This is a genomic window from Spirosoma spitsbergense DSM 19989, from assembly GCF_000374085.1.
Classification (GTDB): domain Bacteria; phylum Bacteroidota; class Bacteroidia; order Cytophagales; family Spirosomataceae; genus Spirosoma; species Spirosoma spitsbergense.
In genome coordinates, this window is sequence record NZ_KB893551.1 from 45,385 (window position 1) to 67,852 (window position 22,468).

Sequence of the window (22,468 nt, forward strand, 5' to 3'; positions counted from 1 at the left end):
GGCATCTGTATTAAACGGAACTTTAACGCTAATTGAGAAAAAGTAAGAATAATCATAGCTTTATACGATACCAGGCTTATTTTTGGAACAGTCAGACAGGTACTACCAACCCGAATCTGAAAGTGCGTAAGAGAAAGGAAGCAGGTAATTTTCGTCTGAACTGGTGTGAGCTGGTGTTGGCGTAAGAAAGTTATTCTACCCTTCGTAAGTGACTATAGTGTTTATTAAAGCAGCAATCATAAACCTGAACATAGCACCATTCGTTGTGTTCGGGGTTTTATTTTTTTGGCATTTACCTAACCTGAAAGCTCAGCCTGAGCCAGTGTCTGGTGCTATGGAGCAGGAATTGGCGCGTGCCGGGTCCTGCCTGGTTTCCTTTAAAAATGACAGTGCCATTGTCATTACCGGCAACTTGCTGGGTGTTCTGAAAGCCCGTGGTCAGTCCGGTACGCCTTTCGGTATTCGGGTGCAACTGGCCGAAGCCGAAGCTTTTGAACAGGATCAGCGCAGTAGCCTTGCCATGCAAAAGCTGCTGCTGGTGAAACAACGGAGTCAGGGAAAACACCTTTGGAATATACATGCGAGAGCCTGCCTGGTAATGGCGCTGTTGTACGAAAAGGTAGGCCGCAAAGAAAGTAGCCGGGAACAGCTGGAACTGGCTAAAGCCGATATCGATCGCTATAAGCTGGATGCGCAATATCCCTATTTTGCCATCCGCCGGTCTTCCTGGGAGCGTATATACGGCGATAAAAAGACCGCACTGTTTTTCGCCCGGGAAGCCCTGCGTACAGCCCCAACATACCACCTTCTTCTGGAAGAGGCCATTAGCCATATGCTGTTGAATAGGCTGCTGCCAGCATCTGCCCTGAATGAGCGGATGCAGCATTGCATAGCAGGCGTCGGGCTCTATCGGCAGTTAGGCGATTATGTAGGCTGTAGTAGCATGTTCTACGCAATTTCCCAGATCTATTACCAACGTAAAAACTTCCGGCAAGCTCTGGCGTATAGTGATTCTACCATTGTAGCGGCCAATCAGGCCATTGCCGACGGTAACGAAAAAGAAAAAACCATCGGCTATACGTATCGCCTTCGCGGCAAAATTTATGAGCAACTGGGGTTGCTCGATTCGGCTCTGGTGAACGTAGAGAAAGGGTATTCGGTGGAACTGGCTTTACTGGAAAAAGGTGTCAGCGACAAGGTTATCGAGATAGACGCCCGCTATCAGAATAAATACAAACAGAAACTGATAGAAGAGCAGGAACTGGCCCTGCGCCTGAAAAATAATCAGCTTGGCTTTTCTGTCATTATTGGACTCCTGATTTTGGCTCTTGCGGTTGGCTTATACGCTGGCTTTCGAAGACAGCGGAAGGCCAGACAAAAACTGGTCGCACAAAACATCCTTATTCAAAATCAGGCTACCCAACTGGAAAATCTTGATGCGGCCAAATCCCGTTTCTTCGCCAACGTAAGCCACGAACTGCGCACCCCGCTTACTCTGATTGTGGGGCCTGTGAACACGTTGCTGAAAGGGAACCAGTTTTCCGAAAAACAGACGTTGTTGCTTAAAACGGTTAGCCGTAGTGCCCGGCAGCTGGAGTTGACGGTAAAAGATATCCTCGACCTGCGAAAGCTTGAGGTAGGTAAGATGCCGCTGAATAAAGAACCGACGGCGTTGGAGTCATTTTTTAGGCTGCACCTCGATCAATTCCAGTCGTTGGCTCAATGGAAACAAATTCACTACTCGAGTGATGTGCAACTCGCTCCCGAACTGATGGCTGATCTGGATCGGGAAAAATGTCGGCAGGTTCTCTACAACCTGCTCTCTAACGCGTTTAAATTTACGCCCGCCATCGGAAAAATAGAGGTAACAGTAAAGAGGCACGGCAACAGGCTCTCTTTCCAGGTGGCCGATACCGGCCCTGGTATCCATCCCGATGACCTGCCGCATGTGTTCGACCGGTTTTTTCAAGCCAGCCAGAATGGACGGTCCTCGGCCGGAGGAACGGGGATTGGCCTGGCTATTTGCTATGAATACACGCAGTTAATGAACGGGGACATCCGCGTAGAAAGCAAGCCGGGAGAGGGCAGCGTTTTTTATGTTTCGTGGCCGATTACGTTGACCGAAAAAGAGAACACTCCCCTTACTCCACTGCATATCCCGGAAGTAGTTGAACTGTACGATATAGCCATGCCGGTTGGGCAGCCCATGTCCGGAAACGCTTCCGCCGAAGCCACCTCTAACCCCAGGCCGACGATTCTGGTGGTGGAAGACAACGCTGGTTTACGGGAATACATCTGTTTAATCTTATCCGACAACTACCAGGTCATTACCGCCGAAAACGGCGCAGTAGCCCTGCAAAAAACAGCCTCTGCCCATACACCGTTCGATTTGATTTTGAGCGACCTGATGATGCCCGTGATGGATGGGTATCAACTGCTCGAAACCCTAAAATCCGGCGATGCGACCCGACACACACCTGTCATCATGCTCACGGCCCGTGCCGAACCGGCCGACCGTCTCCACGCCCTGCGCATCGGCGTGGACGATTACCTGACCAAGCCGTTCGATGAGGACGAACTGCTGGTACGCATCGCCAATCTGCTAAAAAACCAGTCGGTACGGAGGCAGGAAGTTCTGGTAGATAATAAAGAGGGTGACGCCCGCCCGCTCCTTTCTGAAACCGACCAGGAATGGCTCGAAGCTTTTGAACGGTATGTCCGGGTTAATCTGGCCAGCGATCTATTAACCGTTCCTGCCCTGAGCGAAACGTTTGCCATGAGCGAATCCACATTGCTTCGGCAGTTGAAGCGGCTCACGGGCCTCAGCCCGGTGCAGTATCTCCAGGAGATTCGGCTCAATCATGCGCGGTCGCTACTGGAAAATGGCACTGATGTGTCTATCAATATGCTGGCTTCCCAGGTGGGGTACAAGGATGTCCGCTCCTTCTCCCGCAGTTTCAAAAACCGGTTCGGGAAGTCGCCCGGTGATTTTTTATACACTACACCAAACTTGCAGTCAAAAAATACAAAATAATATAGGTTAAGTATTGTTTTGACGGATTATGTTCTGAAAATTGACGGATTTTGTCACTCTGGGAGGAATAATTTTGCCCCCATCTTAACAGGAGACAGTCTATCAAGACATCTGGCTAAGAGGGGAGGAAGCTGAAAAGTCCCTAACGTGAGTAAGCATATAATGAACCAAAATCATTTATTAGTATGAAAAAAGTACTTCTAACACTTTCAATGACCTTGTTCATTGGACATTACCTAGCTGCACAAAATCACGGAATCCTGTGGTGCGACAAGAACCCGGCGAAAAAAGCTACAAACAATGTGGTTACACAACGCAGCACGAACGGCATATTGAACTTACAGGTAAATTGGGAAGGAAAGACAGGTGGTTCCACTTTCGCGCCACAGAACTTAGCCATCACCAATGGTACCTGCCAAACCTGTAAGCCACTCGGGGCGATTGGTAAGAACCAACCACGGGAACTCTGGACCATTAAAGTGACTGATGTGACAAAACCTGTTACCTTAGCCTGGAATACTCCCGGTACCAAGGGGTATTGTGGAGACGGGTCGCTTGTTATACCACCGGCCGTCTTTAAGTAGTTAAGGTGGTAAGCTGTGACAGTAATGCAGGATGAGTCAAGTGGCATTTGGGCTGGTTCACTCTTGCTGAAACAACCCAAACAGCCATTATGTGTTTGGTGGAGTGTTGGCACAGCCTGTCAGCACTCTATTTTTTGCTCCTCCGAAACAGACAGGATTGGTGCTATAACCCCGAGCCATGAAAATGGATAACCTGGGGTATGGGATGACAACACAACCAACTGTTGGCGTAAGTTGGGGCTAACACTTTGCGCCAGCCAATACCAAGCATGAAACCCACCCTGCTAACATTTCTCGTAGTTATAACGCTAAGCGGTTGCAACACGAAGAAACCTTCAACCGGCGAGTCGAACGCGACAACATAAACTGCTTCAGGTTCCAGTTCGGTTGAACCAATGGGCACCAGTCAGATGCAGTACTACGCTTTGATGACGGCCGGTAATACGATTCAATTAAGCCTGACCCGTCAGGGCACTAACGTAAGCGGCACGTTACAATATCCACTGGCGGATAAAGACCAAAACACCGATACGATGCGGGGCGACACGCTGATAGCCGACTATACGTTCCAGTCAGAAGGGCAGGAGTCCGTGCGGGAAGTGGTGTTTCTGGCCACAAAAAACGGCCTTGTAGAAGGATATGGCCCCGTTCAGGAGTAAAATGGCAAAATGATGTTTACTCCGAACCAGCCCCTTACATTTGACTCAGGCCAGGCATTTAAGCGAATTCCCTGTCATGACGAGTCATAAAATGATCGCTGAATCGTATCCCTTATAGCCCATTATCAACCAGACTGAGCTTAGGTGATATACCCATTCCCCGGCAAACTAATGCTAACAGAGGTGCCCTGGTTTATACTGGAGGTGATCTGGAGGGTACCCAGGTGCAGGTCGACGATTTTTTGCGTTATGGCCAAACCAATGCCGTAACCGGGGACTCCCTCTACATTTTTACCCCGGTAAAGCGGACTAAGTATGTGTGTTGTGTCGATTTCGGCGATGCCACGCCCCTTGTCGGTCACCACCACGGTAATTTGGCCTTCGCTGGCTTTTAGTTGAACGGCTACTGGTTCGCTGGAATACTTGCAGGCGTTATCCAGCACGTTCAGGAAAGCCGTAGTCAGCAGGGTTGCGCTGCCTTTCACGGTCAGCGATTCGTCTTCATCCGTCATAAACTGAAGCGGCAGATGACGGCCCGGATACTTCGTTTGCACCTGCCCAATGGCCGTAAGGAGGCAATCATCAACCTGAACGGCGGTCAGGGAAACGGTGCCATCGGTAACTTTAGCCAGCCCCAGCAACCCGTTGGTCAGCCCAATCACTTTTTTGAGTTCTTCGACGGCCACTTCCATACTGTCTCGCCAGTCGCCAGGGTTTTTATCGTACCGCAGGGACGTTTCCAGCGTGCCGAGGGTGTTGGTGAGGGGGGTGCGCAGTTCATGCGACGCGTGCGAAACAAAGCTGCGCTGGGAAACAAACGAATCTTCCAGCCGGAAAAGCATCTGATTGAAGGTCATGGCGAGCTGGGCGATTTCGTCTCTCCGGTTTCCTTCATTCACCCGCTTGTGCAGGTGCGTGGCGGTGATTTGCTCCACCTCGTCCACGATTTGAGAAATGGGTTTCAGCACCCGCCCGGAAAAATACCATCCGGCTAGCACAATCAACGTAAAACCCAATAGATTGGCCAGCAGCAGAATTTGTTGCAGCGTCGCTAATTTGGCCAGGCCGATTCGGTCATAACCAGAGGCAAAAATGTAAAACAGCTGCCCCCGGTCCCGGTAGGGGATTACGATGGATTCAAGATGGCCGCTTTTAAATTCAAACAGCGAGGCCGTATCGAGCAACGGAATTTTTTCTTTGTAATAGTCCGATTCTTTCAAGGTTCGGTTGGTGAATACCAGGTTATGCCGGTCGTCATAAATACTGATTTGTTCCTCCACAATGGTGAGTAAATCGGTACGGACCATGTTCTTGAAAAAGTCGTCGTGCAGGTGCCGCCGGGAAATCAGTACCCGGCCCGTTACCCGGGCTTTTCCTTCCAGCCTGCTGTAGAATTCCTCCTGCCGGTATACCGAATAAAAGTACCACACCAGCAGGGATAGCGTAATCTGGATGGCCGTAGCCAGCAACGTAAAAATAATGGTCAGGCGATTGCGGATGAGCATAAAAACGGGTCAGTAGATTGTCATTTAGTGGTCATCGATTGTTATTCGTTGTCATCCGTTGGCTGCTATTGGTTGACTATCTAATGACAATAAATGACCACGCACTTAATCCTCACGGAGAACGTACCCCATGCCAACAATGGTGTGCAGCAATTTAGGCGAAAACCCTTTGTCAATTTTTTTGCGCAGGTAACTGATATACACATCGATCACATTCGTACTGCTATCGAAATTCAGGCTCCAGACCCGCTCGCTGATGTCTACCCGCGAAATGATTTTTCCTTTGTTCAGCATCAGGTACTCCATCAGGGCGTATTCGCGGGTGGTCAGATCAATACGTTTGCCCGCCCGGGCCACGGTTTTGGCATCGAGGTTTAATTCCAGATCGGCCAGCCGGAGAATTGATTTTTGGCCGCTGCCACTGTTCCGGCGCGTCAGCGCTCTAAGCCGTAACAGCAACTCCTGAAACTCAAAGGGTTTGGCCAGGTAATCGTCGGCTCCGGCGTTGAACCCGTCCGACTTGTCGGCCATACTATCCAGGGCGGTGAGCATCAGCACGGGAACCGCTTCATTTTCTGACCGGATTATCCTACACAGTTCAAAGCCGTTCATCTGCGGCAGGTTGACATCCAGGAGTATTATATCGTAAATGTCCCGGCGAAACAGGGATAGGCCCGTACGCCCGTCGTAGGCTATTTCCACTTCGTAGCCTTCTGCCGACATCCCTTTTCGGATAAAAGAGGCTAGTCGTTCTTCGTCTTCAACTAAAAGGATTTTCATAAAAGAGAATGGTTCATCACTTACGTTGGCTTACTGAAAGCAACGTTACGTTTTAAGCCTGCCAGTTTGGTGCGTTTTACCGCCGACCGCCGGAAGAGGGTCTGGAAAACATCCGCCGTTATTTCCTCCCAATCGGATTTCTTCATACCGGCTAAATCGGGGTGAGGGGTAAATGCGGGCGTTTTATGGGGGCGGGCAAACCGATTCCAGGGGCAAACATCCTGACAAATGTCGCACCCGAAAATCCAGTTTTCAAACGTTCCCCGAACGGATTCCGGTATGGCTTCTTTCAGTTCAATGGTAAAGTAGGAGATACATTTGCTGCCATCCACTACATACGGATCTGTGATGGCATCTGTAGGACAGGCGTCGATGCAGCGGGTGCAGGTGCCGCAATAGTCGGTGATGGGACCGTCAGGTTCCAGTTCCAGGTCAAGGATCAGTTCGCCGATAAAGAAGAAAGAGCCGATGTCGCGGTTAATCAGGTTGGTGTGCTTGCCCACCCAGCCTAACCCGGCCCGTTTGGCCCAGGCTTTATCCATTACCGGTGCCGAGTCGACAAAAGCCCGCCCGCCCACTTCGCCTATCTCCTCGCGGATGAAATCCAGCAACGCCTTTAGTTTGTCCTTGATAACAAAGTGGTAATCAGTGCCGTATGTGTATTTGGAGAGTTTATAGTCTTCCTCCCCTTCGGGTAGCGTTTGCTCCGGATAATAGTTGAGCAAGACCGTAACAACTGATTTTGCATCATCGACCAGCAGTCGTGGGTCGAGCCGCTTATCGAAATGGTTCGCCATGTAGTGCATCTGTCCATGCCTGCCCTGCTTAAGCCAGGTTTCCAGTAAAGGAGCCTCCTCTTCCAGAAAATCAGCTTTGGCCACGCCACAAAAGTCGAAGCCCAGTTCAGTGGCTTTGGCTTTGATGCGTTGCGTATAGTGGCGGGCGGGTGCGTACATGATGATCTGTATACGGAAGCGTTAAGAAGAGAAAGGACTTGAACCGTAAAACAACTTGCCTTCCTTTATAAATCCTGAAAATCCATAAAATCACAGGAATTCTGCCGGGTGATCGATTTAGATATTGTGCCAACTTGTCAGTATATGTGATTTTGGCCGGTGTTTTGCCCATCTTTGCCTATGAATTTCTGGAAGCGAAATAGAAACTCAGTGATGGAAAATAACGACATGCTGGACGAACAAACGTCTATGAATACAGAACAACCTGACAACCTGACAACTGAAGAAGCGATAAACGTCAATGGTGGCGTACCGGAAGAAACCGACGACGCAACACCAACCGACGACGCTACTGCCGAAACCGCACCGGCCGATAAAACGAGCGGTGAACTGGCCGAACTGAAGGATAAATATCTCCGTTTATACGCTGATTTCGAAAACTATCGCCGGCGCACCGCTAAGGAAAAACTCGACCTTATCAGCAATGCGAATGAGGGAGTACTAAAGGCACTCATTCCGGTGGTCGATGATTTTGAACGCGCTATGCAGTCTATTCAAACAACCGAAGAGGTGGATGCCGTAAAAGAGGGAGTTGAACTAATATACAACAAACTGTTCAAGACGCTGGAAGGCAAAGGCTTAAAGCCGATGGTATCAAAGGGCGAACCGTTCAATGCCGATCTGCACGAGTCTGTTACGCAATTCCCGGCTCCGAGTGATGACCTGAAAGGAAAAGTCATCGAAGAAATTGAAAAAGGATATTACCTGAATGATAAAGTCATTCGATTCGCAAAAGTAATAGTAGGAAGCTAATGGCGAATGAGTGAATGAGCGAATGAGTGAATACCATCCGGCAGGTTTTATTCACTCATTCGCTCATTCGCTCATTCACTCATTCAAAAATATGGCAACGAAGCGCGATTATTATGAAATCCTGGGCGTGGATAAAAACGTCACTGCGGAGGACCTGAAGAAGGCTTATCGGAAGATGGCCATCAAATATCACCCCGATAAAAATCCGGACGACCCCTCTGCCGAAGAAAAATTCAAGGAAGCCGCCGAGGCTTACGATGTACTGAACGACCCCAACAAAAAAGCCCGGTACGACCAGTTCGGTCATGCGGGCATGGGTGGTGCGGCTGGCGGCTATGGTGCCGGTGGGCCTACGATGGAGGATATTTTCAGCCAGTTTGGTGATGTATTCGGGGATGATTCGCCCTTTGGCAGTTTCTTCCGGGGAGCGCAGGGCGGTGGTGGCGGAAGGCAGCGCGTTCGGCGTGGCTCCGACCTCCGCATCAAGCTAAAACTGAACCTGCAGGAAGTTGCCAACGGGGTAGAAAAGAAAATAAAGGTAAAACGGCACGTAACCTGTAACACCTGCGGGGGAAACGGGGCAAAGAACGGTACCGCCGTACAAACCTGTTCTACCTGTCAGGGCACCGGCCAAACGCGTAAAGTGGTGAACACCATGCTGGGTCAGATGGTATCGACCAGCACGTGCCCCACCTGTAATGGCGAAGGTAAGATCGTGACCGACCGTTGCGATGCCTGTTTTGGCGAAGGCCGTGTATTACAGGAGGACGTTATTCCCATCAAAATTCCGGCAGGCGTGGCCGAAGGTATTCAGCTATCGGTAGGCAGCAAGGGCAACGTTCCCCCCCGCGGTGGTGTAGCGGGCGATTTGCTCATCGTGATTGAGGAAGAGGAAGATATCGACCTGAAACGGGATGGTAACAATGTTGTTTTTGACTTATACGTCAGCTTTGTCGATGCAGCTATCGGTACCAGTGTAGAAGTGCCTACCATTGACGGAAAAGCCCGCATCACGCTGGAACCCGGCACACAGAGCGGTAAAATGCTGCGCCTGAAAGGGAAAGGTATCAAAGAGTTGAATGGGTACGGCCGGGGCGACGAGATTGTACACGTCAACGTCTGGACACCCAAAGTACTGTCGCTGGAGGAGAAATCGATTCTGGAGCAGTTACGCCATTCGCCGAATTTTCAGCCGAAACCCAATAAAAATGAGAAAGGCTTTTTCGACAAGATGAAAGATTTCTTTCATGGTTGATTCCTGTTACACCAATATATAGTTGAGAAGCCCCGCCAGCACTGGTGGGGCTTCATCGTTATCTGGCAGGTCAGGATCAGTTATTTACCAGTGAACACACCGGGTGATTTTTGAATAAATTGTGTGGTCGATATCGTAAATGGGATATGCCTCTAATTTGCTTTCGCCGATTGGACCCCACTCAACTGGAAACCCTGTGGCAATAGCAGCCGCTACGGCGCCCACCGTACCCCCAATAGCAGATCCTTTACCGGCTCCCTCAAGGGTTTTGTCCGTCAAAGCCGAATCATCGGAAGTACGGGAATCAAAATGCTACTTACGCGTTTCATCCGTCATGACAATGGTTACATCGTCTTTCGAAAATCCATGAGCCAACAAGGCATCATAAGTGGTCTCGGCCGCGTCACGATTGGTGAAGATCGCCGTCATCAGGGTGGATGATCCAACCGATGAAGTGGGGTTAATGCTGGTGTTGTTCGTTTGACTGGTCATGTGCTTTTATTGGTTTTGTTGTGTAAACCGACTAACAGCGTTTAGTCGGCTACAAACCAACAGGCGGTAGAGAACTATGTTCAACTAATAGGAGGGAATGGTACCGGGTCTGCCACGTATGGGCTTGGAACAGGTACCAGTAGATTAACTTTCATAACACTTTTCCCGTATCCGAGTTCTATTGGAAAATACGCTTGTTTTCACCCTTTAAACTCAATTCGTATGGGCAATCTTCTGTATATAATCGCTGTTGTGCTGATTATTATTTGGCTTCTGGGATTTTTAGGTGTTTTAGGCGCTGGTATTGCGGGTAGCGGACTGATTCACATACTATTAGTGATTGCGGTCATTGCCATTATTTTTCGGTTGATCCAGGGCCGAAGTATTTGAGCGATTTCGTCGGTCCTTACGTATGGCAGAACGGCTGGCTCTGTTCAGATCTGAACAGAGCCAGCCGTTAAACAACGCGCCTGTTTGCAACGGCAACTAACGAAAAGAACGATTTTGTGAACGTTTTCAGGCTCGTATAGGGTGGGTAGTACATGCCGGTTGTTAAAAATAGCTGTTCGCTTATTGAGGGAATTTCGTGAACGGCTATTTTGACAGGTGTCAACCTGAATTCTTAATACAGCGTCAAAAAAGCGAGCGTTGACCAACAAGGTACTTCCTGTTGGTTTTCAAAAGGTTATCCTTGATTTTTGGGGATTACTCAATGCTCGGTTATGGAACGCTCTGCCAGCAAAATCGGTTTACGGCTCGATAATACGCGCACCGGCGAACCTATCCTCAAATGTGATAACAGCTTAAGAACAATTGCCTTTACCAGCTTTGAAGCGCTGGTATCCGTATGAAAAAAACGATTATCCACTGGTTTCGTAATGACCTGCGGCTGCACGATAATCCCGCGTTGTATCAATCTTGCCAGGACGCTGAAGTCGTACTGCCCGTCTATATCCTTGATCCCACTTCGATAGAAACCGTGCCCGGTCGTAACTTCCCCAAAGCGGGGGGGCACCGGATGCGCTTTCTGCTCGAAAGTTTAGCCGATCTGCGCCGTAGCCTGCAACAGAAGGGATCCGACCTGCTGATTCGTGCTGGCGACCCCCGGCAGGTGTTGGCTGAACTGGTTCGTCAGTATCAGGCCAGTGCCGTCTACGCCGGGCAGGAAGCTACCACCGAAGAGACCCGATTGGAAGAGGAAATTAAGCAGGCACTGCACCCGGTTGGCGGGCAGCTGAAGCTCTTTTGGATGCTCTCCCTGTACCACCCGGACGATTTACCGTTCGAGCTATCGGTGGTGCCGGATGCGTACCGGGACTTTCGGAAGGGCTGTGAAAAACAGGCCCAGGTGCGGCAAGAAGTGCCCGTGCCCACCTTACCCGTCCTGCCCGATATTGCGCCCGGGGAGCTACCTACCCTGGAAACTCTGGGCCTGGAGGCACCCATCCCTGACGACCGGGCCGCCATTCACTTTTTGGGTGGAGAAACCGAAGCTCTGCAACGGGTAGAAACGTATTTCTGGCAACGTGACCTGCTTCGTACCTATAAATACACCCGTAATCAGCTATTGGGCGAAGACTACTCAAGTAAATTTTCGGCCTGGTTAGCCAACGGTTGTCTATCCCCTCGCCGGGTGTATTGGGAAGTCAGGCGCTACGAACAGGAGCGTAAGAAAAACGTATCGACTTACTGGCTGATCTTTGAACTGATCTGGCGGGATTATTTTCGGTTTCAGGCCGCCCGGCAGGGTCACCGGATTTTTCTGGCCAGCGGCCCGCGGCATGCCCCAACGACTGGCTGGAAGAAAGACGATGATCTGTTCGCTAAGTGGGCCGCTGGTCAGACCGGCATTCCATTCGTAGATGCCAACATGCGGGAGTTAAACGCCACGGGCTTTATGTCCAACCGGGGCCGTCAGAATGTGGCCAGTCTATTGCTCCACCGGGGTGAAAAGCCCGACCTTAGCGTGTGGTGGCCCTGGGGAGCGGCTTATATGGAAAGTCAGCTGATCGATTACGATCCAGCCAGTAACTGGGGTAATTGGAACATGGTAGCCGGGGTCGGGGCGGATGCGCATGGGGACCGTTATTTTAATAGTTACACCCAGGCCACCCGGTATGACCCACAGGGAGAGTACGTTAAACACTGGTGTCCAGAACTCCGGCACGTACCCGCCGATAAGCTTCATCTGCTATCACTCAACAGTGCCAGGGAGCTAGCCAGCTGGGGTGTTGAGTTGGGGGCCACGTACCCGTTTCCCTTAGTCGATCCGATCAAGTGGACGCGATATAAACAGGCACCGGAAGGAGATTAGACCTGGCCTGTCAGGCCAATCGGTGGAACCGCCCCGAAACGGGAATTGTGTCATTGGCGCACCCCGTTTCTCTATCCGCCCATTGTGATTGATGAGCTTCCCTTAACCAACCTGCGGGATAGTTATGCTGACAAGCTAAATGCCATCACAAACCGAAAAGGTGTTGGTTCGGTGTTCATTCGTTGCTGCTGGCGTAACCTGCCATGGAAAGGCTTTTTATTGGAAGAGCCGACCGATAAGGCACACTTTTTCCAAAAAAGTCCAACATGTTATAAGCGTGTCCGTTAGCCAAAAAAAATCCTGAATTTGTCAAGCTACTTCAGGAACATACCGCAGCGGTAAACGGCAGAAAATTCTCACTACTGACAGGGTAGATTTAGCCAAAAAATAGTTATTTGCAGGAAAATAGTTTAATTCTTTGCTTGAATAATCAAGTTCCTTCAACATGGATACTTCGCCCGATACCATTCGGCAATGGCTGGCCGCTATGGCCCATTCCGACGATAGCCGGGCGTTTCGGGCGTTCTTCGATTATTTTTACCCGGATGCCTACCGGATGGCTTTCTCTTACGTACGTGAGCAGGAAACTGCCGAAGAACTGACCTCCGATGTGTTCCTGAAACTATGGGCCCGACGCCGGACCCTAACCGAGGTAGCGCATATCCGTTCGTATCTGCTGGTGGCCATCAAAAACCACTGCCTGAATCACCACCGCCAGAAAGCCCGGCCCCTGCTGCCGCTCGACGACGTCCCTGACATGGCCGCGCCCGACGATGCCAACCCCGAACAGGCCACCGTATGGAACGACATGTACTACCAGCTGGCGCAGATCGTAGAGACCCTGCCCCCCCGTTGCCGGTTAATTTTCAGGATGGTCCGCGAACAGCAGCGTTCGTACCGCGACGTGGCCGACGAACTGGGTATTGCGCCCAAAACGGTCGAAATTCAGATGGGTATTGCCCTTAAACGCCTGAGCCATTTGGCGCATACTCTCGGCGAACACGCATTGCTGCAAGGTGTCTTATTATTTTCTTATTTTTTCTGAGAATCGTTTAGGGGTAGGGGGGTAGAACGACTGTCTCTACTGGTAGATCACCCCCCCGCATGAACGACAACCTGCCTCCCTGGCCTTTACTGGCCCGCTACCTCGCCAACGAAGCCACACCCGACGAACAGCAGACGGTGAGCAACTGGCTGCGCGCTGACAAAGCCAACCAACGCGCTTTTGCCGAAATCCGATTGCGCTGGCTTCAGACCGGCTCGCTGACCCAGCCAGTAGCACCGCCATCTGACCCGGCGGCCGTCTGGGACCGTTACATTGCCCCCCAGCTCACTACCCAATCCGACACCGTGGTTCGGCCACTTTTTACCCATCGTACGTGGTTCGGCTCTGGCCGCTGGCAACTGGCTGCGGCCGTGGCGGGTCTGCTATTGCTTGCCTACGGCGGATATCGCCAGTTTAGCACCGACGCAACGCCCCCGCAGGTGGCGGCTACGACCGTGGGCAAACGGGCCATGATGATCCTGCCCGACGGGAGCCGGGTCTGGCTCAACGCCGACAGTCGACTCGAATACCCCAAAAAATTTACCGGCTCCCTGCGCGAGGTGAGGCTAAGGGGCGAGGCTTTTTTCGACGTGACCCATAACCCCCGTCAGCCATTCGTGATTCGACTGGCAACGGCGTCGGTCCGGGTGCTGGGTACATCGTTCAACGTGCGGGCTTATCCCGGCGACGCCACCGTGAAAACCACCGTAGTAACGGGTCGGGTTGCGTTCATACCGAACCCGGCCACCCAGCCGACGGCCATCCGTCCGGCTTCCGACACCACGTTTATTCTGCCGAACCACCACGTAACCCAGGCCGTGCAGACGCTGGCCGTAACTGAAGAGCCGGTGGTAGCCCGTAACGAAGTGGCCTGGAAAGACAACCAGCTCGTGTTTGACCAGACGCCCATGCGCGAAGTAGCCCAGACCCTGGAACGCTGGTATGGCCTGCCCGTGCAGTTAACCAACGCCATTGCCGACTGCCCCCTTACGGCCACCTTCGAGGGGCAGTCGCTGCACGAGGTGATGGACCTGATGAGCCGTACCGGCCAGTTTCAGTATACGCTCACCACCAAAAACGTACGCATCAGTGGCCGCCCATGCCGTTGATAAATCCGCTCTTAATCCCTGTTTTGTATGAAACACCTTTGCCAAATGCTGCTGAGCCTGACGCTTGGCACCTGCCTGACACCCGCCCTGCTGGTTGCTCAGGAACTCAACAGCGAACGAAACGCCCTGGCCCAGTTTAGCCCGGTCAGTACGGACACACCCATTCGTCATCCCGCCCGCCAGGTGATGATCTCGCTGACCGCCCGCAACCGTCCCGTCGACCAGATCCTGAAAGAGATCGAGCGTCAGAGTGGCTACTCCTTCCTGTACAGCACCGACCGGCTGCGCACCGTGCGTCAGTCGCTGAACGTGACCGATCAGCCCCTGACGCAGGTACTGACCAGCCTGCTTGGTCCGCTGGATATGACATTTGAGCAGAGTGGCCGGCAACTCATCCTGCGCACCACCGACTCAACCGTGCCAACGGCCACCGTAGAACGCACCGTGAGCGGGCGCGTAACGGCCACCGATAGCCCCGACGGCATACCGGGTGTGAATGTAAGCGTAAAAGGTACCACGCGTGGTGCCGTCACTGACCAGGCCGGGCAGTACAGCCTGTCGGTGCCGGATGGAGGCAGTCCGGTACTGGTGTTCTCCTTCGTGGGCTACGAACGGCAGGAAGTACCGGTGGGCAGCCAGTCGACGCTGAACGTGGTACTGACGCCCGACGAGCGGTCGCTCAGCGAGGTGCAGGTGGTGGCTTTTGGCGAGCAGCGCACCCGCGACGTGACCGGCTCCATTGCCAGCGTGAAAGCCGCCGACATCCGGCTCAACACAGCCGCCAGTCCCGACGTGGCTCTACAGGGACGGGCCGCCGGAGTACAGATTACGCAGGCGGGCGGTTCGCCGGGCGGGGCTGTGCGCATCAACGTGCGGGGCGTGGCCTCCATCAACTCCAACTCGCAGCCGCTCATCGTGATCGATGGCGTGCCGGTGCTGTCAGCCGCGTTTGGAGCGGGCGGGGTGGCCATGAACCCACTGGCCGAAATAAACCCCAACGACATTGCCAGCATGGAAATCCTCAAAGATGCGTCGGCGTCGGTACTGTACGGTTCGCGGGCGGCCAACGGGGTTATTCTCATTACGACCAAGAAAGGCAAGTCGGGAAAACCCCAGTTCGACGTCAGCTACGAGCAGGGCGTGAGCACGGCCACCAACCGGGTCGATTTTGTGGACAACGGTGCCGACCTGCTCAATATTTACAAACAGTCGGCCCGCAACACAACCCTGTCGGGTCTGACACCGGTGGTACCTAATCTGCGAAACCTGTTACCCACGGGCATTTTGCAGGGCACCCTGGCTCCGGCCATCGACAGTCAACTGGCCGACTCAACTACGCTGTACAACGGCCGCACCAACTGGCTCGATCAGGTGCTGCGGCAGGGGCGGTACCGGCAGGCATCGGTCAGCGCATCGGTGGGGGGGAAGAAGTTCTCGCTGTACGGCAGTGGCTCGTTTCGCGACGAGGATGGTATTGTGATCGGGCAGTCGTTTCAGCGCATCAGTGGACGGGTCAACGCGTCGTTTACGCCCGTATCGTGGTTGCAGGCGGGTGTGAACCTCTCGGCCAACGGCATCGACAACCAGACCGTACCGCTCAGCAGAACGTACCAGTCGGCCCTGAGTTCATCCCTGCCTACCTATCCGGTGCAGCTTGCCAATGGCACGTATTTCAATGGTATTGCCAACGGTACTAACAACAGCATCAGTGCCGGCACCAACCCGGTTTTCTTCCGGGATAACTTTTACAATCTGGCGCATACCTTCCGAAGTACCAACACGGCTTTTCTGCAACTGACGCCCGTGGCGGGTCTGACCGTCCGGTCGGAAGTAGGACTCGATTACCAGCGCACTAAAAACGATGAACTCCAGAACCAGACGCTTTATCCGAAGGGAATTATCGGAGCCGAGCAGGGCGGGAACGGACGCGCAGTAAACCAGGTGGTACGGAACCAGACCGTCAACTACAACAACACCGTTCAGTATGCACGGACGGTGGCCAAAGACCATTCGTTTAAAATCCTGGTGGGCAACAGTGTGCAGAGTACGCTCAACAGCAACGCCAACTACATTACCGAAAACGTGCCGGAAGGAGCCCGTCAGGGTACCGACACCGCCCGGACGGTAGTGTTCGATAACCAGCTTACGTACCGGTTCGTGTCGTTTTTTGGTCGACTCAATTACGCCTACAAAGACCGGTACTTAGCCGAGGTGAGCCTGCGGACCGACGGGTCGAGCCGGTTTGGGCCGGGCAAACGCTGGGCCACGTTTCCGAGCGCATCGGTAGGCTGGGTCGTGAGCGACGAGCCGTTCATGCGGGCAGTACCGGCCATCAGCTTTCTGAAGCTGCGGGCCAGCTACGGGCTGACGGGCAACGCCGAAATTGGCAACTACTCCTGGCAGAAAGTATTTACTTACGTGGGCTATAACGCGGCTATATACGGCGGGGCGCAGGGCGGGCAGTTTACGAGCCTCGGCAACCGGGACCTGAGCTGGGAGTCGACCCGGCAAAGTAATCTGGGACTTGATTTTGGGTTGCTGGGCAACCGCATTAGCGGTACGATAGATTATTACAACAAAGTCTCGAATGGATTATTGCTCGATTATTCGCTGGGACCACTGGCGGGTACGATCACCAACATTATCACGATCAACTTGGGGTCAGTGCGCAACCGGGGTGTCGAGTTTTCGCTCAACACCCGCAACGTGCAGACCAAACGGTTTAGCTGGGAAACTAATTTTAATATTGCCCGTAACGCTAACCAGGTACTCAGCACCTATGACGCGCCCTTCCTGAGCTATCCCTTCCAGTTCATCAGCGGCCCCAACATTGCCACACCGGGCTACCCGCTGGGCAATTACTACATGGCGCAGTTTGCCGGGTTCGATCCGCAAACCGGTAATGAACTGTTTTACGAACGTGACCGCTCGGTCTATGCCAACAATGGGCAAACCATCAGGACGGGCAACCTCTGGGATGGTACGGTCAATAACCAGGCGGGCAACAACAACTTCATTATCGACAACCGTACACCCTATCCGGTGTTCTTCGGCGGGCTGAACAACACGGTCCGGTTTGGGCGGGTGGATGTGAGTGCGCTGATTTATTTTCAGCAGGGCAACTGGATTTATGATCAGGGCGAACGCACCCAGAGCTATCCGGCAGCGGGTCAGGTGCTGCGCCGGACCATTCCGGGTGTGGGTAACGTGCAGGAAGCCATCGGCCGGAACGACAATGCCAACCTGAGTCGGCTGGTCTTTAACTCGAACGCCCGCAGCATCGAATCGACGCGGTTTTTGCACGACGGCTCCTTTGCCCGGCTCAAGAACGTACAGATTGGCTACACCCTGGCTCCCGAAACGGCCCGTAAGCTCAAACTGCGTAGCCTGCGGGTGTATGCCACGGGCCAAAACCTGCTGACCATCACGAAATTCCAGGGCTGGGACCCGGAGGTATTCCGCAATGGCGGAGGCAGCGATGCTGCGGCCAACCTCGGCCCCGGCGTAACTAATAACGATCTGCCCCAGGTGCGCACCGTAGTCGTCGGGCTTAACCTCGGTTTCTAACCTTCTCGATACGTAAAGCTATGACAACGAAACAAACCCTGCTGGTGCTGACCCTCGCGCTGCTTACCGGCCTGAGTGGCTGCGAGAATTACCTCGACGAGGTCGAGTCGAAAACCCTTATCCAGGCCGAAAACGTCCGCACCGTTCAGGAACTGGAAATCCTGACAACGGGCGCGTATTCGGGAATTGCCCGAAATGTTGCCTTTAGCGGTAACGGAATCCTGTTCGGCGAGTTATTCGGGGATCTGGTGGGCATCAACAATACCAGCTACCGCAACAGTCCTTCGCGCTCGTCGCAGGTCTATACCTACACCCACCGAGAGGTAGATTATGGCTTCCAGGCCGAGTTTCTACAGTGGAGTACGTTCGGGATCACTAATGCCAATAATGTTCTGGAGATTCTGCGGTCGGGGCAGGTGCAGACGCCCGGCGAAACTAACCCCCGGCTCGACATTGCCCAGCAACGCGACCGGTTTGAGGGCGAAGCGCGGTTTATCCGGGCTATGGCCATCTTTGAGCAGATCCGGCTGCTGGCCTATCCCTGGGGCTATACGCCCGACAATAGCCAGCCTGGATCGATTGCCCCCTATAAATCGCTCGATACGTTTGGCGATCTGGCCTACCCGCGCCCAAGCGTAAAAGTGGCTTACGACTCTGTACTGGCCGACCTGCGCCGGGCCGAACGGCTGTTGCCTGAAAGCTACGACCCCGCCCGCCACCTGCCCGACTATCAGCCCCGCGCCAATAAGTACGCGGCCCTGGCCCTAATGGCGCGGGTGTATGCCCAGCAGGATAACGTCGATAGTTGCCTGGCGGTCTGCAACCGGCTGCTTGGCACGGGTAGCGCGTACCGCTTTCCGCTCATTGCGGGTAGTCAGATGCTGACAGCCCTATACCAACGGTCGGGCGTTATGCCTACCACCAACAGCCCCACCCGCGACGAAGTGATCTTTGAACTCGTGAACGTACCGGGCCGTAACGTACAGACCAGCAATAGTGCCCCGTTGCGGGTGCATTACGTCCTGCAAACGCCCTATACGTCGGCGCAACTGGCCAACGTCAATACGCTGACCAGCGGCCCCAACCTGCGCATGAGTCAGCGGTTCAAAACCCTGGCCAGCTTCGACCGCACCCGCGACCTGCGCTACCGCACCCTGATCGACACGACCCAGGCCACTACGGCGGCTACGCTCTGGAGCAGCCCTAACCGGCTGTGGTTCACCCGTAAATGGGGCAATGGTACCACGAACATAACCAATGGAGTGAACACCAATGTGATCCAGTACCGCTCGGCGGAGTTTATACTGCTGCGGGCCGAAATGAACGCCCGTAAAGGCAATGCGGCAACGGCCCTGGCCGACCTGAACGCCATTCGGCAGCGGGCAGGCCTACCCGCCCTCACCACCGCTCTGGCGAATCTGGCCGAAGAAGTCAAGACCGAGCAGGTCCGCGAACTCTTCACTGAAGGACAGCGGGTGTTCGATCTCAAACGCCGTCGCGAAGTCATCGACCCCGCCGACCGGCTGCTCTCGCCGGGTAACGTCGACTGCGCCGTTACGGGTTGCCAGCCCGTGCTCTGGAACAGCCGCTTCACCGTGTTTCTGGTGCCGCAAACGTATTTAGACCGAAATCCCCTCGCCGTTCAAAATGACTAATCAGATGAGATATTTTTCGTATGCTATCGGGGCTGCACTGGGCCTGCTGACGGCCTGTCAGGACCCGGCCCTGCCGACGCTCGTTCCCGCTGACGCGCTGAAAACGCAGCTTCGGGGCGTATGGCTTCCGGCCCAGCTTCAACTCAAATACCAGGTAGGCAGCATCCCCAACCTGCGCGACACGACCGTAACGCTCACGCCCACTACGGCCCCGCTGCTGGTGTCGGGCCGGGTCAATCCCATTATGCCTTTCACCGATACGCTCTACATCGGTACGGTGGCTACGGCCCGCGTCGACACGTTTTTTACCCGAAACCGCGGTCTGCGCCAGCAGGGTAACTTCTTTGTGTCGGGTGGTGCCAACGAGGGGGTGTCGCTCCTGCGCATTGGCCGCCCGACCTACACGCGGGGTGTGGTGACACGCTGGAACTACGATTTCGTGTTTCACGGAACCGTATCACCCAATGCGCAGAACCAGCCGGTATATACCTACGCGAGTTACCCCAACTACCCCCTCACGGTGCGCGACGTAACCAGCAACCGGCTCGTGCTGAGTTTCCAGACGACGGGGGGCGTGGGTAACCTGCCGCAGGTGGCCATCACCCCCGCCAATCAGGACACAAACCCCGTGTGGGGCGGCAAGATTGTACTATTCACGGCGACGTTTACGAAGCAGTAATATGATGATTTCAAAAGAAGGCTGTCTCTTATGATAGACTCAGATGGGCGGATCGCTCTGGTGGCTGGTCGTCAAAACCATGCGTGAGACTTTCACCTCACATGACTCCTCAGTGAGCCAGCACTGATGCGTGGCTTTTGATGACTTTTCTAGTCGATCGGTCGCCGTTTTGACATCGTGACAATGGCGGAGTAAAGGTTGAAAAGTATCGTATCGGTCACTACCACCGGCTGACCGGGGTTGCTGGTGATCAACCTCCTCCAGACCACGGCCAGCAACTACCGCCAGGTGTTCCAGGCCAACGGCGAATCCACGCCGGGCAGCTTCGTCTTCGATGGCCCGTTTGTGGTGCAGACGCAAATCTGGCCGGTAGCCGATGTGGCTCAAACTACCCGGCATCACTTGGGCTACAAAAACTTTGAATACTACTACACCCGTTTAGTATTTCCTCAGATGAAAACGTATTTCCCTGAGTAGGTCACCTACCAAAAGATAATTGATTTGTTACCCCGGTTGATACCTGCTCTCCATGTACTGACCAAATATCTCTGCTTACTCAATCAACAGACGGGTTGTTACTTTGCTGATAGTAAAAAACTACCCGTTTGTGACAATAAACGCATCCATAGCCATCGGGTTTTCTAGGACATTGCCGGGCGAGACAAGTCATCGACGGGTTGGTTTTATGGTCTAGGTATAAGTCTGTTTACCAGTGAGTTAGATGAGATTATGAATTGCCTATTGACCCTGACTAATGTGTCTGATATCAATGATGCTGTGTTCACCTTAGTTTACATCTTAGAGGGCTTAGTGGCATACCATTTATTTGATAACAAGCCCTTTATTCTTGTTACTATAGAGTTTTCGACAACGAATTAGAATCGCTATCTTGAAAAAAGCTAAAACGAACGTTGACCTATGCGGGTAGATGACGCTGAACTGCTAGATGAAGTACTGGACGAGACCGTCGATTACAGCCCCGACTTGAAGGCGTTGGTACTTCGAATGATCCACCAACAGAAGGGAAATATGGAAGCCGTAGCCACCCAAACAGGCTTGCCCCTTTCTACCCTTTACAAATGGTTGAACCGCTGGAATCAGCAGCAAAAAGACCTAAAAAAAAAGAGTTGATCAGCCGGCGAGGGAAAGGGGGTGGGGCCAGTCTACAGGTTGAAGAATCAGTTTGGGAGGCTTGGCGTAGCCATCTCCAAAGGCAACCTGTGCAACATTGGACGGCAGAGGAGTTAGCAGGAATCTTTGTCGAAATGGGCGGGATTCGCTACTGCTCCAGCCATTGGTGCCAGCTATTGCGCCAACGGGAAGGGATGTACTTTTACAAACCGCGTCCGCGTGATTATCGTCGGTCAGACGATGCGCCGGAGCAGTTAGCCGACCGGATTGAGGCCACCTTTGACGCTTTGCAAGCGATGGGTTATAATTTAGAGCGAGTAGGGTGGGGTTTTGCTGATGAAACGGCGGCTCAATTACACAGTAATAACACGCGGTTTTGGGCCTTCGAGCCGGGCTTGAGTCGGGTGGTGAATACTGACCGGGGTAGTCAGAGTTTCTTTGGATTTTACGGCATTAATGCCTGTAGTTATCTGACAGCATTGAGCAATGGAAAAATGGAGAGCATCAAAACCGCTCTTTTGGCGGTGAAAGCGGCCCAGACAGATTGTGATGCGTTAGTGGTGTTTTGGGATAACGCTTCGACTCACAAGGCATTAGAAACGTGGGGTTGGGAACGGCGTATTTTCTTTGTTTGGATTCCGCCTTACAGCCCTGAGTGGTCCGCCACCGCGGTTGAACCCGATTGAGAAGCTCTGGAAAAGCAGTAAACGTTGGGTTAACCAGCATCAATTTGTCAAACAACTCGATGAGTTAGTGAAGCACTTTGCGAGCGGTTTTGATCAAGTAAAAGACCAGCTATCATTTGCGGCTAGTTGGTGGGACCAGTACCAAAATCAGCTTTCTTGGTATAGTTCTATCTTTAATTCTGATACGTCAGCGTAAAGTCTATA

At 53.1% G+C, this 22,468-nt stretch carries 19 protein-coding genes and 1 pseudogene; 16 read left to right on the plus strand and 4 right to left on the minus strand.

The window, feature by feature from the left end; genetic code table 11:
• The first annotated feature begins 334 nt into the window (after nucleotides 1-334).
• The 3 genes from B157_RS0117805 (at nucleotide 335) to B157_RS35600 (ending at nucleotide 4,277) form a co-directional block, all read left to right on the plus strand.
• Nucleotides 335-3,034, plus strand: a complete 2,700-nt coding sequence (locus B157_RS0117805; protein ID WP_157618484.1) for an ATP-binding protein — start codon at nucleotides 335-337, stop codon at nucleotides 3,032-3,034.
• A gap of 185 nt (nucleotides 3,035-3,219) precedes the next feature.
• Nucleotides 3,220-3,618 (plus strand): hypothetical protein, encoded by a 399-nt coding sequence (locus B157_RS0117810; protein WP_020604670.1) that lies wholly within the window; start codon nucleotides 3,220-3,222, stop codon nucleotides 3,616-3,618.
• A gap of 410 nt (nucleotides 3,619-4,028) precedes the next feature.
• The gene (locus B157_RS35600) at nucleotides 4,029-4,277 is read left to right on the plus strand and encodes a hypothetical protein (RefSeq protein ID WP_157618485.1); all 249 of its coding nucleotides are present in this window, start codon (nucleotides 4,029-4,031) and stop codon (nucleotides 4,275-4,277) included.
• A 140-nt stretch (nucleotides 4,278-4,417) separates the two neighbouring features.
• On the opposite strand, the gene B157_RS0117820 is transcribed toward B157_RS35600, so the two are convergent.
• From B157_RS0117820 to queG, 3 genes are all read right to left on the minus strand, one after another.
• A complete protein-coding gene (locus B157_RS0117820) occupies nucleotides 4,418-5,782 on the minus strand; it encodes a sensor histidine kinase (RefSeq protein ID WP_020604672.1) in 1,365 nt (454 codons plus the stop codon).
• A gap of 105 nt (nucleotides 5,783-5,887) precedes the next feature.
• Nucleotides 5,888-6,562, minus strand: a complete 675-nt coding sequence (locus B157_RS0117825; protein WP_020604673.1) for a response regulator — start codon at nucleotides 6,560-6,562, stop codon at nucleotides 5,888-5,890.
• Nucleotides 6,563-6,582: 20 nt separating this feature from the next.
• Nucleotides 6,583-7,518: a tRNA epoxyqueuosine(34) reductase QueG gene (gene queG / locus B157_RS0117830; protein ID WP_020604674.1), complete on the minus strand. Its 936-nt coding sequence runs from the start codon at nucleotides 7,516-7,518 to the stop codon at nucleotides 6,583-6,585.
• A gap of 213 nt (nucleotides 7,519-7,731) precedes the next feature.
• On the opposite strand from queG, the gene B157_RS0117835 reads away from it, so the two are divergent.
• Nucleotides 7,732-8,331 (plus strand): nucleotide exchange factor GrpE, encoded by a 600-nt coding sequence (locus tag B157_RS0117835; RefSeq protein ID WP_020604675.1) that lies wholly within the window; start codon nucleotides 7,732-7,734, stop codon nucleotides 8,329-8,331.
• A 91-nt stretch (nucleotides 8,332-8,422) separates the two neighbouring features.
• Nucleotides 8,423-9,586 (plus strand): molecular chaperone DnaJ, encoded by a 1,164-nt coding sequence (gene dnaJ, locus B157_RS0117840; RefSeq protein WP_026308781.1) that lies wholly within the window; start codon nucleotides 8,423-8,425, stop codon nucleotides 9,584-9,586.
• 312 nt (nucleotides 9,587-9,898) lie between these two features.
• Here dnaJ and B157_RS39795 read toward each other — a convergent pair whose 3' ends face one another.
• Nucleotides 9,899-10,078, minus strand: a complete 180-nt coding sequence (locus tag B157_RS39795; RefSeq protein ID WP_020604678.1) for a hypothetical protein — start codon at nucleotides 10,076-10,078, stop codon at nucleotides 9,899-9,901.
• Nucleotides 10,079-10,300: 222 nt separating this feature from the next.
• Between B157_RS39795 and B157_RS38320 the strand changes: the two genes are divergently transcribed.
• From B157_RS38320 to B157_RS0117905, 11 genes and pseudogenes are all read left to right on the plus strand, one after another.
• A complete protein-coding gene (locus B157_RS38320) occupies nucleotides 10,301-10,468 on the plus strand; it encodes a lmo0937 family membrane protein (protein WP_020604679.1) in 168 nt (55 codons plus the stop codon).
• 332 nt (nucleotides 10,469-10,800) lie between these two features.
• Nucleotides 10,801-10,929, plus strand: coding sequence for a hypothetical protein (locus B157_RS40105; protein WP_020604680.1), 129 nt, complete (start codon nucleotides 10,801-10,803; stop codon nucleotides 10,927-10,929).
• Complete coding sequence (locus B157_RS0117865) at nucleotides 10,926-12,392, plus strand: DASH family cryptochrome (protein ID WP_020604681.1); 1,467 nt, start codon at nucleotides 10,926-10,928, stop codon at nucleotides 12,390-12,392. Before B157_RS40105 ends, B157_RS0117865 begins: the two co-directional genes overlap by 4 nt.
• Nucleotides 12,393-12,837: 445 nt before the next feature.
• Nucleotides 12,838-13,437 (plus strand): RNA polymerase sigma-70 factor, encoded by a 600-nt coding sequence (locus B157_RS0117870; protein WP_020604682.1) that lies wholly within the window; start codon nucleotides 12,838-12,840, stop codon nucleotides 13,435-13,437.
• Nucleotides 13,438-13,496: 59 nt separating this feature from the next.
• Complete coding sequence (locus B157_RS0117875; RefSeq protein WP_020604683.1) at nucleotides 13,497-14,546, plus strand: FecR domain-containing protein; 1,050 nt, start codon at nucleotides 13,497-13,499, stop codon at nucleotides 14,544-14,546.
• A gap of 27 nt (nucleotides 14,547-14,573) precedes the next feature.
• Complete coding sequence (locus B157_RS0117880) at nucleotides 14,574-18,113, plus strand: SusC/RagA family TonB-linked outer membrane protein (RefSeq protein WP_245565121.1); 3,540 nt, start codon at nucleotides 14,574-14,576, stop codon at nucleotides 18,111-18,113.
• A 20-nt stretch (nucleotides 18,114-18,133) separates the two neighbouring features.
• Nucleotides 18,134-19,768: a RagB/SusD family nutrient uptake outer membrane protein gene (locus tag B157_RS0117885; protein WP_020604685.1), complete on the plus strand. Its 1,635-nt coding sequence runs from the start codon at nucleotides 18,134-18,136 to the stop codon at nucleotides 19,766-19,768.
• A gap of 4 nt (nucleotides 19,769-19,772) precedes the next feature.
• Nucleotides 19,773-20,447: a hypothetical protein gene (locus tag B157_RS0117890; protein WP_245565122.1), complete on the plus strand. Its 675-nt coding sequence runs from the start codon at nucleotides 19,773-19,775 to the stop codon at nucleotides 20,445-20,447.
• 396 nt (nucleotides 20,448-20,843) lie between these two features.
• Nucleotides 20,844-21,326 (plus strand): annotated as a pseudogene (locus B157_RS40540) (transposase); the annotation flags it as partial.
• 39 nt (nucleotides 21,327-21,365) lie between these two features.
• On the plus strand, nucleotides 21,366-21,578 hold the full coding sequence (locus B157_RS0117900; RefSeq protein WP_020602315.1) for a helix-turn-helix domain-containing protein: 213 nt from the start codon (nucleotides 21,366-21,368) through the stop codon (nucleotides 21,576-21,578).
• An 89-nt stretch (nucleotides 21,579-21,667) separates the two neighbouring features.
• Nucleotides 21,668-22,264, plus strand: a complete 597-nt coding sequence (locus B157_RS0117905) for a transposase (protein WP_169521675.1) — start codon at nucleotides 21,668-21,670, stop codon at nucleotides 22,262-22,264.
• Nucleotides 22,265-22,468 lie beyond the last annotated feature (204 nt).